The sequence below is a fragment of the Nannocystis pusilla genome (genome assembly GCF_020073745.1).
GTDB classification, from domain to species: Bacteria; Myxococcota_A; Polyangia; order Nannocystales; family Nannocystaceae; genus Nannocystis; species Nannocystis radixulma.
In genome coordinates this window covers 1-13,391 of the sequence record NZ_JAIRAU010000043.1, presented here as the reverse complement: position 1 = coordinate 13,391, position 13,391 = coordinate 1, and the positions used below count along the sequence as shown (strand labels likewise).

Here is a 13,391-nt window from a genome sequence, read left to right as displayed (position 1 = left end):
TCTCCTTCAGGCTTGCGCTTCGGCGTCGGCCTCGGCACGCACGGCCTCGGGGTCGAGCGACGACTCGAGGAAGTGGGTATCGTATTTACCACTAATGAACGCCGGTTGCTTGAGAAGCCACCGATGGAGCGGGATATTGGTCTGGATGCCCTCGATGACAGTTTCGCCGAGCGCGCGCTGCATCCGCCGGATCGCCTGCTGGCGGTCGGGGGCGTGCACGATCAGCTTGCCCAGCATCGAGTCGTAGTAGGGCGGAACCGTGATGCCCTGGTACATGTGGCTGTCGACCCGGACCCCGTAGCCACCCGGGAAGTGCAGTGCCGAGATCGTCCCCGGCTGGGGCGCAAATTTGATCGGGTCTTCGGCGTTGATCCGGCACTCGATCGCGTGCCCGCGGGGCCGGAACTCGCGCATCAGGTGCCCCAACGGCTCACCCGTGGCCAGCCGGATCTGCTCCTGCACGAGGTCGACGCCGGTGATCATCTCGGTCACGCAGTGCTCGACCTGGACGCGCGTATTCATCTCCATGAAGTAGAACCGGTCGCCGTCGAGCAGGAACTCGATGGTGCCGAGCGAGTGGTAGCCGATGGCCTTGGCGGCCGCGACGGCCGCCGCGCACATCTCCCGCCGCAGGGGCTCGCTGAGGGCCGAGCAGGGGGCCTCTTCGAGCACCTTCTGGTGGCGCCGCTGGACCGAGCACTCGCGCTCCAGCAGGTGGTTGGCGTTGCCGTGCTGGTCGGCGACGACCTGGACCTCGACGTGGCGCGGGCTCTGGACGTAGCGCTCGAGGTACATGTCGCCGCAGCCGAACGCCTTCAGCGCCTCGACCTGCGCCGTCTGCAGGGTCTGCGGCAGCAGCTTGATGTCGCGGACGATCTTCATGCCGCGGCCGCCGCCGCCCGCCGAGGCCTTGAGGATGACCGGCAGCCCGATCCGCTCCGCCTCGGCCACGGCGTGCGCGGCGCTGGTCAGGACGCCGGTCCCCGGCAGCACCGGGACGCCCGAGCGATCCATCGTCTGCCGCGCCGTGACCTTGTCGCCCATGACGCGCATGTGCGAGGGGTCAGGTCCGATGAACGTCAGCTTGCACTTCTGGACGATCTCGGCGAACTCGGCCCGCTCGGACAGGAAGCCGTAGCCGGGGTGGACCGCGTCGGCACCGGTCAGCTCGGCGGCCGCGATGATGTTCTTGATGTTGAGGTAGCTCTGCGACGACGGCCCGGGACCGATGCAGACCGCCTCGTCGGCGAAGCGGACGTGCAGCGCGTGCTCGTCGACCGTCGAGTAGACGGCGACGGTGCGGATGCCGAGCTCGCGGCAGGCCCGGATCACGCGCAGCGCGATCTCGCCCCGATTGGCGATCAGGACCTTGCGGATCTGCTTCAGCGGCGGCGCGGGCCGCGGCGCGGTCGGTTGCGGCGTCTTGGTCGGCATCAGAGCTTGCGAACCCGGAACAGCTTCGCGCCGTATTCCACCGGTTTGGCGTTGTCGAGCAAAATTTCCTCAATCACGCACGGGAACTCGGCCTCGAGCTCGTTGAACAGCTTCATCGCCTCGACGATGCACAGCGTCTGGCCGCGCTGAACGGTGCTACCGACCTCGACGAACGAGGGCGAGTCGGGGCTCGCCGAGCGGTAGAAGGTGCCCACGAACGGTGATGTGATGAAAGTTCCGGCCTGCGCCGGTGCCACCGGCGCAGTCGGCGCCGGCGCCGCGACCGGGGCAGGCGCCGCCGCCGGGGCCGCTTCGTAGACCACCGGCCGCGGCGCGACCGCGGCGGCCTCGACCGCGCTGGTGCGGCGCAGGAGCACCCGGTGCTCCCCGCTCTCGATCTCGATCTCGTCGAGCTCGTTCTGGCGAAGCACCTTGGCCAGCTCGCGGATATACCGCAGGTCCGGCAGCGAATCAGGCCGTGGAGACGAATCCCGAGGTTCGGACGACATGCACTCTCCGTCAGGGTCGAACGGTCCCGGGCGCGTCGCTCATGACGGGCGGACCGTGTGCTCGGCTACGAGGTAGCGCAGAGCGAGGTGATACGAGGCGGTGCCGAGGCCCATGATGACGCCGACACATGCTACGCCAGACAGGCTGACCTGGCGCAAGCTTTCGCGGCGGTAGAGGTTGCTCAGGTGGACCTCGATCGCCGGCACGGGCACCGCACGCAGTGCGTCCTGTATCGCCACGCTCGTGTGCGTGTAGGCGCCCGGATTGATGATGATGCCGTCGGCCGTGCCGTGCGCTGCGTGGATCCAGTCGAGGAGCACGCCCTCGTGATTGCTCTGCCGACAGGTGAGCTCGGCCCCGAGTTCGGCCGCCAGCGTGTGAAGCGAGGCGTCGAGCTGGGCCAGCGTCTGCGCGCCGTAGATGCCCGGCTCGCGCTGGCCCAGCAAGTTGAGGTTGGGCCCGTGGAGCACGAGCACCCGCGGCGCCGCCGACATTCGCCGCCTACAGGCTCGCCAGCAAGTCCGGAGCCGCGGACTTCAGCACCCAGCGACCCTTGCCGAAGCTCCCCGAGTCGGCCAGCAGCACGATCGTGAAGAACTCGTCGGACAGGCAGCGCACCAGCAGCGTGCCGCGCTCGGCCTTGATCGTGATGTCGGTCAGCGCCCCGAGTTCGAGCGCTTTGGTGGCCTTCAGCAGCTCGACGAACCGGAACGAGAACTCGGTGGCGATGCCCTCGATGTCGACCCCGCTGCCGCCGTCGTACTGCTCGACGGCGATGCCATCAAAGCCCATCAGAATGGCGCCCTTGGCGCCCGGGATCTTGTCGACGATGGATTTGAGGGTGTCTTTCATGGTTGGCGCAGTCCTCGCGCGGGCCGCCAGGTTGGCAGAGCAAATCGGTTCTGGCAAGCCTCAACTCGGCCGCAACGACGCCTTCGCACCCGTCATCCGAGCCGCGGGCGCACGCGCCGATCACTCCGCGGGCAATTGCGCCCGCTGCCGCAGCAGCCCCAAGATCTCGCGCGGCGTCAGCGGCAACACCAAAGGCTCGCCGACCCGCGCCAACGCCACGTAACTCACGGTCCCGCCGACGCGCTTCTTGTCGACGGAGAGCGCCCGCTCGACCGCTCCGCCGCGCTCCCCGACCAACCACGCGTCGAGATCTTGCGGCAACCGCAGCCGCGCCAGCGCCTGCGCGACCATCGGCTCGAGCCCCGGCTCGGCGACCCCCTTGAGCTCCGAGACCCGCGCCGCCGCCCGCAACCCCAGCGCCACCGCGTCGCCGTGCGGCACCTCGTAGTTCGAGGCGGCCTCGATCGCGTGCGCCATGGTGTGCCCGAGGTTGAGCAACACGCGGCCCTTGCCCGCCTCGCCCTGCTCCCACGGGTCGCGCCCGATACACGCCGCCTTGAGCCCGACCGAGGTCGCCACCAGCGGCGTGATCACGTCGACGTCGCGCGCGTAGATGGCGTCGGCCCGGTTCAGCAGCTGCTCGAGGTGGTCGCCCGAGAACAGCAGCGCGTGCTTGAGCATCTCGGCCAGACCCTGCGCCAGCTCGCGGTCGGGCAACGAGCTCAGGACCTCGGGGTCGATGGCGACGAACAACGGGAAGTGAAACACCCCGACCATGTTCTTGGCGCCAGGGAGGTCGACCGCGACCTTGCCCCCGACCGAGGCGTCGACCTGGGCGAGCAAGGAGGTCGGCACCTGCACGACCGGGATCCCGCGCATGAACAGCGCCGCCGCCAGACCCGAGAGGTCGCCGATGACTCCGCCGCCGAGCGCGACGACGGCGTCCCTCCGCCCGAGACCGCCCGAGATCATCTGCTCGAGCACGCCGAGCAGCGTCGGCATCGTCTTGTGCACCTCGCCCGCGGGAACGACGATCGGCACGACCTGGAAGCCGTGCGCCTCGAGGTTGGCCCGCGCCGCCGCGCCGTGCAGACGCGCCACCGTGGCGTCGGTGATGAGCGCGACCGAATTTGCCCCGCCGAGCCGCTGCCGCAGCTCCGTGCCGATCCGCGACAACATGCCGCGGCCGATGAGCACCGGATAATTGCGGCTCTCGGCCGGGACGTGGACGTCGAGCACCAGGGGCCGAGGGCGCTTGCGTTGACTGGATGACCCGCTGTCTTGCATGCAGGACCTCAGAGGATGCGGAAGCTGGTGGCCAGCGCCGTCAGCAACCGGTGGGCCACATCTTGCGGCGGTCCGCTGCCGTCGACAACTCCGTCCGCTTCCTCATACGCCGACCTCCGCTTGTCAAGAAGTTCGGTGACGCGCGCTGCGACCGCATCCACATCGGGCCCGAGCAGCGGGCGCCCGGCGATCGGGGTGCTGCCGAGCCGACGCGCCAGCTCGGCGGGCGGGACGTCGAGGAAGAACACGAGCCCCGCCTCGCGCATGGCGGCGCGATTGTCGGGATCGACGACGAGCCCGCCGCCGGCAGCGACCACGACGGTGCGCGCGCGAAAACCAGGCTCGGCCACCAGGCGCTGCAGCGCGGCCTTCTCGCAGCGGCGAAAGTGCGACTCGCCGCGAGCGAACAGCGCGGGGATCGCCGCGCCGAAGATCCGCTCGATGCGACGGTCGAGGTCGACGAACGGACAGCCCCATGTCGCCGCAAGCAGCGGACCGACGGTCGACTTGCCGGCGCCCATCATGCCGGTGAGGAACACCGGTCGTTGCGGATCGTCTGCACGGCGCGGATTCATGGCGGTGAGAGAGCTCATCAGCGTGCTCGCGGGCTTTCGGGCGGCGGGGTCGGCCGCGTCGGTGGGTCCGCGAGCTCGGCGCGGACCCGCAGCGCGCCGGCGCGGAAGGAGATCTCCAGCGTGTCGCCGACGTCGGGCCAGCGCAGCACGAGGTCGTCGAGCACGACGGTCTCGGGCAACGCGGCCAGGTCCGCCGCGAATTCGAGGAGCGCGGCCCAGCTGCCGCGCGCGTGCACCTGCACCGGCGAGCGCACGCCCCACTCGCCGACGACCTCGTCGGGGAGCGGCTGCCAGCGATCGATCTCGAGGCCCGCGGCGCGTGCGAGCTCGGGCAGGACGAACAACAACTCCGTGCGGTCGCCCGCGGCGCCGGGCGTGGCTGCGAGCGCGACCGCCAGCGCCTCCTCCTCTTGCGCGAGCGCCCCGGCGAGCGCCTGCTGCTCCGCGAGCTCCTGCTGGACCTGTCGCTGCCGCGCCTCGGCGGCCGCGAGCTCGTTGGTGGCCGCGCGCAGGTCGGCGCGCGCGGGCACGTAGAACAGCGCGTAGCCGATCATCGCGGTGACGCTGGCGCCGAGCACCCAGATCAGCAGGCGCTGCAGGATCGACAGGCGCGTGAGGCTCTCGGGCGACAGCACGGGCGGGTCTCACGGGTGCGGCGCGACCTCGAGGTCGAGGCGGAAGCGCAGGCTGCCGTCGGCGGTGCGGGCGTACTCTGGCCCATAGGACAGGTCGAACGTCGCCTCGCGGCGGACGCGAGCGACCAGGCCGGCGAGCGCGCCCACGTCGCGGGCGAGGCCGTCGACGCGCCAGCGGTCGAGGGTGTGCGCGTGGACCTCGAGCGGCCGCAGCGCCGCGTCGGGCCCGGCGAACAGCGCGACCAGCCCGGTGAGCGCGGCCGTGGGACCGCCGCGGGCCTCGCGGAGCTGCGCCAGCGCCTCCTGGCGGATCCGCAGCACCCGCTGGCGCTCGGCCAGGGCCGGGTTCTCGCGCTTCCTCTCGAGCAGGCGGGTCGCCGCGACGGCCTCGGCGGCGTCCGCCCGCAGCTCGTCGGCGCGTGCGCGGTGGCTGGCGATCCAGGCGTGGCCGAGGGCGATGACGACGGCCCAGCCGAGCAGCATCGCTCCGCCGAGCACGGCGCCGCTGCGCAGCCGCAGCCGTCGCCGCCGCTGGGCTCGCGGGAGGAGGTTGATGCGGATCACGGCGAGTCGTCCTCCCGCCGCAGCGCCAGGCCGAAGGCCAGCGCCGCGGCCGCGCCCTCGGCTTGCAAGGCGGCCGCGTCGACGCCGGGGTCGATCGCCAGGCGAGCGAATGGTTCGACCCGGGTGACCGCGGCGCCGAGGCGATCGGCCAGCGCCGCGGCGAGCGTGGGCGTCGGGGCGGCGCCGCCGGCGAGGTAGATCCGCGCCAGTGGTTCGGCGACCGTCGAGTCGAGGAAGAATGCGAGCGAGCGCTGGACCTCGCCGGCGATCGCCTGGGACACCGGCGCGAGCACGTCCGCGAGGCGAGCCGCGGCCTCGGGGTCGACGCCGGCGCGCCGCTTGAGCACCTCGGCCTCGCGCGCGTCGACCCCGGTGGCTTGCTGGATCGCCGCGTCGTAGTCGCGCCCGCCGGCGCCGAAGTCGCGCCCGTAGGCGGGCACGCCGTCGGCGACGATCGTGATCGTCGAGGTCGTCGCACCGACCGCCAGCACCGCCGTCGTCTCGCCGCCGACCAGGCCGTGGGCCGCCTCGACGCAGTTGTGCAGCGCGAACGCGGCGGCGTCGACGACGACCGGGCGCAGCCCGCAGTCCTCGGCCACGCGGAGGCGCTGGCGGACGATGTCGTGCTTGGCCGCCACGAGCAGCACCTCGATCTCGCCCGTGGCCGGGTTCTCGCGCAAGATCGTGTGGTCGATCAGGACCTCGCCGCGCTGCTGCGGCGCGACGATCTGGTCGGCCTCCCACGCGATCTGGGCCACCAGCGCCTCGGGCCGCAGCTGCGGCACCGCGAAGCGCTTGATGATGACGCCGTTCCCCGCGACCGCGAGGGCGACGTCGCGGCCGAGCGGTCGCACGCGCGCGAGCACGCGCCGGGTCGCGGCGACGGTCGCCGCGTGGTCGACGATCTGGCCGTCCTCGACGCAACCTGGGGCCAGCGGCTCGACGCCGAAGCGAGCGACCCGCAGGCCCGAGCGAGCCTGTCGCAGTTGCACGACGCGGACCGCCGAGGCGCCGAGGTCGAGGCCGATGCAGCGCCTGGTCATGCGTTTAGCGCCCGCCTTGTGCCTTCGCAGCGTACGGAGGTTTGCGGCCTCGCGTGTCGCCGGCCGGTCGAGGGGCGTGCGTGGCGGGGGCTCCGGGCCGTGGCGGCCGGTGGACTGGACGATGGCGGCGCGATGCAGCCGCGAACGCGGCTCAGCCCTGGTCGATGTCGGGGCCGAACACTTGCTCGCGCGCCGAGGGGCTGAGCCCGAGCGCCTCGAGGATCTTGCGCTTGGTATCCATGCGGCATGGACATCCCGACTCCACGCGGTCGATGGTCAGTGGGCTGACGCCGGCACGTCGCGCGAGCTCGGCCTTGCTCATCATGGCCGCCTGGCGCAGCTTGCGGACGTTGTTGGGCTGCACGCCGCCCTTGGCCTTCGCCGTCCCGGTCTCGTTGGCGGCCTTGCGATTTCGCTTCGGCGTCGGCGCCTCGGGCACCACGTTCGCGGCCGCGTGCTCGTCGTCGGCTCCGTCTTCGTCGCGCTCGCGCGGCGCCGCGTCGTCGCGGGTGTACAGCTCGGCCGTGTCCGCGGGGGCGGCTTGCTGCGGCGGCGGAGCTTGAAGCTCCTGCTTCGGGGTCGCGGTCATGGGGCTGGCCGGTCGGGCTACGCTTTCCTACACATTGTCAGCCCCGGCAAGCGCTTCGTCAACGTGGCCGGACCGTCTCAGTGATACGTAAGTGAATGTTAGTGATAGGGATTTGATAGGTCTTTGTAGCGATCCGAGCGACGCCGGTCACCGCCCCAGGAAGATAGGTAAAACCGCGTCTTCAGGGGCCTGAGGCCCCGCAGGTTGCCGTTCAGACCATATGTGCGATTCTGCCCATTCGCGCAGTCGCCGCGCGCGCGTCCACGCACACCTGGGCTTTGGGCAGATCTCCCTGGGTCGTGCCGGGCAATGCTGGGCCCGTCGTCCGGGCGCCGCGATGCGCGCGGGTGATACGCTCCCGGCGCCGTGACCACCGCAGATTTGATCCTCGCCATCGACCAGGGGACCACCGGCAGCACCTGCTTGCTCGTCGACCCGCAGCTCCGCGTGCTGGCGCGCGCGACCCGGGAGTTCCCACAGCACTTTCCGCAGCCGGGGTGGGTCGAGCACGACCCGGACGAGCTGTACGCCTCGGTGCTCGCGGCCGTCGCCGAGGTGTTGAGCCGCAGCGGCGTCGCGCCGGGGCGGATCGCCGCCATCGGCATCACCAACCAGCGCGAGACCAGCCTCGTGTGGGACCGTCGCGACGGTCGCCCGCTGCACCGCGCGCTCGTGTGGCAGGACCGGCGCACCGCCGACACCTGTGAGTCGCTGCGCGCCGCCGGTCACGAGGACCTCATCCGCGCGCGCACCGGCCTGCTGCTCGACCCCTACTTCGCGGCGACCAAGCTGGCGTGGGTCCTCGACCACGTGCCCGGCGCCCGCGCGCGCGCCGAGGCCGGCGAGCTCGCGGCCGGCACCGTCGACACCTACCTCGTGTGGCGGCTGACCGCCGGCGCCGCGCACGTGTCGGAGCCGAGCAACGCCTCGCGCACGCTGCTCTGGCCGCTCCACAGCGGCGGCTGGGACGACGAGCTGTGCGCCCTCTTGCGGGTGCCGCGGGCCATCCTGCCGCAGGTGCTGGCGTGCACCGCCCGCTTCGGCGAGACCCGCGGCGTCCCCGGCCTGCCCGACGGCATCCCGATCCACGGCATCGCCGGCGACCAGCAGTCGGCGCTGTTCGGCCAGGCCTGCTTCAACCCGGGCGAGGCCAAGTGCACCTACGGCACCGGCGCCTTCGCCATGCTCAACACCGGCGACGCGCCCGTGGCCTCGCGGCACGGCCTCCTCACCACCATCGGCTGGCAGATCGGCGAGCGCACCACCTACTGCCTCGAGGGCAGCGCCTTCATGGCCGGCGCGGTCGTGCAGTGGCTGCGCGACGGCCTCGGCTTCGTCGTCAAGGCCAGCGAGATCGAGGCCCTCGCGGCCAGCGTGCCCGACAGCGGCGGCGTCGTCCTCGTGCCCGCGCACGCGGGCCTCGGCGCGCCCTACTGGCGCCCGCACGCGCGGGGTCTCATCAGCGGGATCACCCGCGGCACCACCCGGGCCCACATCGCTCGCGCCGCGCTCGAGGGCATCGCCCTGCAGATCGCCGACCTCCTCCGCGCCATGAGCGCCGACATCGGCGCCCCGCTCAAGGCGCTCAAGGTCGACGGCGGCGCCGCGGCCAACGACCTCCTCATGCAGCTGCAGGCCGACCTGCTCGGCGTCCCCATCGCCCGCCCGACCATGCTCGAGGCCACCGCCCTCGGCGCCGTCTTCCTCGCCGGCCTCGGCGTCGGCGTCTGGTCCGACACCACCGCCCTCGCCGCCGCCTGGCAGCAGGACCGCGCCTTCACCCCGAGCCCGCCGTCGACCGCCCTGGCGACCCTGCGCAGCAATTGGGAGCGCGCCGTCGCCCTGGCCTAAAGGACCTGTCCTCAGGTACAGGTAGAGCCGGCCCGGCCCGCGCGCGTCGGCGAACGCGGGCCGACGCGCGTTCGCGAAGCTCGGCCTCGACCTCGAGGTCTCGAGCGTCGCCGCGCGGCGAGCTCGACCCGGCGCGAGGCGTCGCCGTCGCGTCAGCGCACGCGGAGCTCGAACCCGATCTCGCGCAGCTTCTCGGCCTCCTCGACCAGGTCGGCGAAGGTGAGCGGGTGGGCGTCGATCCAGTCGGGGAGGAACCCGAGCTCGAGCGCGCCGCGGCGGGCGGTCGCGGTGAACGGCGGCTGCGGCGTGGGGCTGCGGCTGCGGGCCAGGCGGAGCGCCACGCGCAGGCAGATCGTCAGCGACTTGGCCAGCTCGGCCTCGCTGTTGGGCAGGCTGGCGAACACCTCGCGGGCGAGGCGCTTGCGCTGGCCGAGCAGCATCGCCGCCAGCAGCTCCTGGTCGGCGCGGGAGAAGCCCGGCATGTCGGAATTCGCGACCAGGTAGGCGCTGTGCTTGTGGTAGCCGGAGAACGCCACCGACAGACCGATCTCGTGCAGGCGCGCCGCCCAGCCGACCAGCTGTTGCCCGAGCGCCGGGTCGAGGCCCCAGGCCTCGCGGACCTGGTCGAAGCAGTGCAGCGCCAGGCGCTCGACGCGGCCGGCCTGGGCCATGTCGACGTTGTAGCGCTGGCACAGCTGGCGGATCGTCTGGTCGCGCACGTCTTCGTGGCGGATCCGGCCCAGCAGGTCGTACAGCAGGCCCTCGCGCATCGACCCGGTCGAGACCGCCATGCGCTCGATGTGCAGCGCCTCGAACGACGCCAGCAGGATCGCCACCCCGCCCGGCAGCACCGGCGCGCGGTCGGCCTGCACCCCGGCCAGGCTCGCCGCCTTGTTCGTGTTGCCCGCGGCGATCAGCGCCTTCTTGAGCTGGCGCAGCCCGCTCGCCGTGATCCCGCGGTCGCTCCAGCCGTTCGCGCGCAGGATCGCGTCGACCGCCGTGATCGTACCCGACGAGCCGACGCAGTTCTCCCAGTTGGCCTCGAGGTAGCGGCGCTCGATGGGCTCGAGCTTGAGGCGGGCCGCGATCTCGGCCCGGCGGAAGTCCTCCGCGCGGATCTTGCCGTCGACGAAGAAGCGCAGGCTGTAGCCGACGCAGCCCATCCCGAGGCTATCCATGCGGATCGGCTCGAAGCGTTCGCCGACGATCAGCTCCGTGCTGCCGCCGCCGATGTCGATCACCAGCCGGCGGCCGCGGTCGTCGGCGAGCGTGTGGGACACCCCGAGGTAGATCAGGCGCGCCTCTTCGTTCCCGGCGATGATCTCGATCGAGTGGCCGAGGGCCGCCTGCGCTCGGGCCAGGAACGCCTTCGCGTTGCTCGCCTGGCGCATCGCGCTGGTGCCGACGGCGCGCACGCGGCCCTCGGGGATCTCCCGCAGCCGCTGGCCGAACCGCTCGAGGCAGGCGAGCGCGCGCTCCTGCACCTTGTCGGTCAGCTCGTTGTGCTCGTCGAGGCCGGCGGCCAGGGCCACGCGCTCGCGCAGGCGGTCGACGATGTGGAAGTGCGTGTCGTCGACGACCCGGCCGACGACCATGTGGAAGCTGTTCGAGCCGAGGTCGACCGCGGCGACGCTGTCCGAAACCAGGGCCGGCGGTGTCTCGTTCATCGCGGGAGCGCGACCATACGGCCGCGCACGTCGACGCGCAAGCGCGACCGCTCGGCCGCGACAGATCATCCATCCATCACCCACGCATGCCGCGAGCCGCCGAGTCGTCGCACTTCTCACTCGCGGATCGCCACGCACCCGAGCGCCGCGGGTTCGCGGGCCTCGCCCGTCTCACTCGCGGGCTGCCACGCGCTCCGCGGCGCGCATCAGTCCGCCTCGCCGAGCACGACCTCGCCGGGGCTGGTCGGGTCGCTCTCGAGCGTGGCTGCGGCCGCTGATTCGGCCGCGCCGTCTTGCACCTCGGGCGTGGGCGGCAGCTCGGCAGCTGGCCCGATGGCCAGGTCGAAGTCGGCATCGGGCGCCGCGAACTTGCGCCACGACAGCTCGAGCGCCAGCCTCTGCCGCTTGCCCTTCTCGGAGGCCGCCAGCGAGAACCCGATGATCCCGCGCGGCCCGAGGACCACCTGCTCGCCGCCGCGGTAGACACGGACGGTCCCCGACTTGAGGGCGGTCACCAGCTGTTCGAGGTAGGCGATCACGTGCGGCACCTCGACGGCGCCTTCTACCTTCAGCTCCTGCCGTGAACTCTTCATCTCCGGGCTCCTCCCACGATCTGGCCGGGGAGGTCACCTTGCCACGCCAGTTTTGTCGCAGCAAGGCGCCGGCTGCAGGGCCGAGCCGGGCGCCGGAAAGCGACATGATCCGGCGGTCGTCTTGTGCGAAGCTCGCGCCCATGGCTGGTTCCCCCGACCGCTCCGACTCTCCCGATCGTTCCGCGAGCGACCTCGACGTCTTGCGCCGCAGCCACCGCGGCAAGTTCGTCGCCCTCGCCGCCTTGCTCGGCGTCGCCGGCGGGCTCGTGTGGTGGAACAATCGCCCGGGGCCGATCGGCAACGACGAGCAGGCCGAGCGGGTCCTCGTCGTCCCGGCCGCCCACTGGCGCTACAAGCCGTATCTCGAGAAGTGGGGCTTCGTCGCCCAGGAGGGCCGGCTCAAGACCATGGTCGACGAGCTCAAGGAGAAGGTCCCCGAGGCGACCGAGGACGGGCCGGCGGCCGCGCTCAAGCTGGCGGACTGGGCCGGCTTCGCCTTCGTCGCCTTCGAGGACCCGAAGTCGCTCGACTTCAGCGGCCTCGACATCGAGGGCGGCGTCCCGACCTTCGCCGAGCACCACCGCTTCGCCGTCGTCAGCGCCGGCGACTACGCCTTCCCGCACAAGCTCACCGTCAACGCCGCGCCGTCCGAGTTCATGAACGGCCCCGAGCTCGACCTGCTGAGCGCCCTGTTCGCCCAGGAGCCGCTCGCCAGCACCCTGCGCGACGACCCCAAGAACTCGCCCGACGTCATCGTCCTGCGCACCAAGGTCCGGGAGGGCATCGACGCCTTCGACGCGATCGCCGCCGCCGAGGCCACCGTCGCCAAGATCGCCGACAAGGCCCGCGTCCTGCTCGTCGACAAGGAGCAGGGTCAGCCGAAGCCGACCCTCCTCGGCGGCGTGCAGGAGAGCGTCCACCCGATCGCCCTCGCCGACGGCGGCACCCTCCTGCTCGCGCGCAAGGCCAACTTCTCGAGCAGCACCGGCTTCAACGCCGACCTCGAGCTCGCCACCACCTGGCAGTTCTTCCACGTCCCCGCCGGCGCCGATCCGGTCGCCGGACGTGTCCCCTGCGTCGGCCTGCTCGGCGGCAGCCTCGAGGAGACCGGCCGCTCCCCCGTGTTCCGCAGCTCGCCGCAGGGCGACGTCCTGCAGATCCACGAGGCCGGCCGCTCGCGCCTGTTCAAGCTCGAGCAGGGCGGCTGCAACTTCACCGCGCTCGGCGAGATCACCGTCCCAATCGCCCGCGGAGACGATCCCGGCGAGCCGCACCGCAGTGGCCGGGTCGCGCGCGCCCAGGGCGACGGCCGCGAGAGCGTCGTCTACCTCGTCAAGCCGGGCGACGAGGTCGCCTTCGACCTCGTCCGCACCACCAGGGCCTCGCTGCAGCTGCCGGTCTGGCTCGACGACGACGTCCTCGCCGGCCCGGCCGAGGAGCGCGTCGACCCAGACAACTACATCACCCGCGCGGCGATCTACTTCTACAGCGCCAGCCGCCCCGAGCGGGCCCTCCGGCTCGACGCCCAGAACTTCAACGCCGCCTCCCAGCTGCAGTACGTCGCCTGGGCGCCCCCGGGGCCGCAGGGCGCGCGCCTCCTCGTGCGCGCCTGGGGCCCGCAGACCGGCGAGCAGCTGTTCCGCGTCGACGCCCCCGCCCCGGCCTCGCAGCTGTTCGCCGATGTCGTCGCCGAGGCCGAGAAGGCCCCGCTCCCGGCCGAGGTGCGCGACGGCATGGAGCCGCTCGTCGTCCCGATCGACACCCGCGGCTGGACCTTCACGCCCATCGTCA

14 protein-coding genes are annotated in these 13,391 nt (G+C 72.1%); 2 read left to right on the top strand and 12 right to left on the bottom strand.

Annotated elements, in window-relative coordinates; all coding sequences use genetic code 11:
- Positions 1–6: 6 nt before the first annotated feature.
- From accC to K7C98_RS29505, 10 genes are all read right to left on the bottom strand, one after another.
- Entirely contained in the window at positions 7–1,434 is a 1,428-nt protein-coding gene (gene accC, locus K7C98_RS29550) for an acetyl-CoA carboxylase biotin carboxylase subunit (RefSeq protein ID WP_224195146.1), read from the bottom strand.
- Entirely contained in the window at positions 1,434–1,943 is a 510-nt protein-coding gene (accB, locus tag K7C98_RS29545) for an acetyl-CoA carboxylase biotin carboxyl carrier protein (protein ID WP_224195145.1), read from the bottom strand. The genes accC and accB overlap by 1 nt, the downstream gene beginning before the upstream one ends.
- Before the next feature lie 39 nt (positions 1,944–1,982).
- A complete protein-coding gene (aroQ, locus tag K7C98_RS29540; RefSeq protein ID WP_224195144.1) occupies positions 1,983–2,438 on the bottom strand; it encodes a type II 3-dehydroquinate dehydratase in 456 nt (151 codons plus the stop codon).
- A 7-nt stretch (positions 2,439–2,445) separates the two neighbouring features.
- The gene (locus K7C98_RS29535; protein ID WP_224195143.1) at positions 2,446–2,796 is read right to left on the bottom strand and encodes a roadblock/LC7 domain-containing protein; all 351 of its coding nucleotides are present in this window, start codon (positions 2,794–2,796) and stop codon (positions 2,446–2,448) included.
- A gap of 120 nt (positions 2,797–2,916) precedes the next feature.
- A complete protein-coding gene (locus tag K7C98_RS29530; RefSeq protein WP_224195142.1) occupies positions 2,917–4,035 on the bottom strand; it encodes a 3-dehydroquinate synthase in 1,119 nt (372 codons plus the stop codon).
- Between the two features lie 56 nt (positions 4,036–4,091).
- The gene (locus K7C98_RS29525; protein WP_224195141.1) at positions 4,092–4,658 is read right to left on the bottom strand and encodes a shikimate kinase; all 567 of its coding nucleotides are present in this window, start codon (positions 4,656–4,658) and stop codon (positions 4,092–4,094) included.
- A 17-nt stretch (positions 4,659–4,675) separates the two neighbouring features.
- The gene (pilO, locus tag K7C98_RS29520; RefSeq protein ID WP_224195140.1) at positions 4,676–5,293 is read right to left on the bottom strand and encodes a type 4a pilus biogenesis protein PilO; all 618 of its coding nucleotides are present in this window, start codon (positions 5,291–5,293) and stop codon (positions 4,676–4,678) included.
- Positions 5,294–5,302: 9 nt separating this feature from the next.
- Positions 5,303–5,857, bottom strand: a complete 555-nt coding sequence (locus K7C98_RS29515) for a hypothetical protein (RefSeq protein WP_224195139.1) — start codon at positions 5,855–5,857, stop codon at positions 5,303–5,305.
- The gene (gene pilM, locus K7C98_RS29510) at positions 5,854–6,900 is read right to left on the bottom strand and encodes a type IV pilus assembly protein PilM (protein WP_224195138.1); all 1,047 of its coding nucleotides are present in this window, start codon (positions 6,898–6,900) and stop codon (positions 5,854–5,856) included. Before pilM ends, K7C98_RS29515 begins: the two co-directional genes overlap by 4 nt.
- Before the next feature lie 151 nt (positions 6,901–7,051).
- Positions 7,052–7,489: a helix-turn-helix transcriptional regulator gene (locus tag K7C98_RS29505; protein WP_224195137.1), complete on the bottom strand. Its 438-nt coding sequence runs from the start codon at positions 7,487–7,489 to the stop codon at positions 7,052–7,054.
- A 366-nt stretch (positions 7,490–7,855) separates the two neighbouring features.
- Between K7C98_RS29505 and glpK the strand changes: the two genes are divergently transcribed.
- On the top strand, positions 7,856–9,340 hold the full coding sequence (glpK, locus tag K7C98_RS29500; RefSeq protein WP_224195136.1) for a glycerol kinase GlpK: 1,485 nt from the start codon (positions 7,856–7,858) through the stop codon (positions 9,338–9,340).
- Positions 9,341–9,492: 152 nt separating this feature from the next.
- Here the strand turns inward: glpK and ppx are convergent, their stop codons facing one another.
- Both ppx and K7C98_RS29490 read right to left on the bottom strand, forming a co-directional pair.
- A complete protein-coding gene (gene ppx / locus K7C98_RS29495; protein WP_224195135.1) occupies positions 9,493–11,007 on the bottom strand; it encodes an exopolyphosphatase in 1,515 nt (504 codons plus the stop codon).
- A 206-nt stretch (positions 11,008–11,213) separates the two neighbouring features.
- A complete protein-coding gene (locus K7C98_RS29490; protein WP_224195134.1) occupies positions 11,214–11,600 on the bottom strand; it encodes an amphi-Trp domain-containing protein in 387 nt (128 codons plus the stop codon).
- 140 nt (positions 11,601–11,740) lie between these two features.
- Between K7C98_RS29490 and K7C98_RS29485 the strand changes: the two genes are divergently transcribed.
- A partial coding sequence (locus tag K7C98_RS29485; protein ID WP_224195133.1) for a hypothetical protein occupies positions 11,741–13,391 on the top strand: 1,651 nt, incomplete at its 3' end.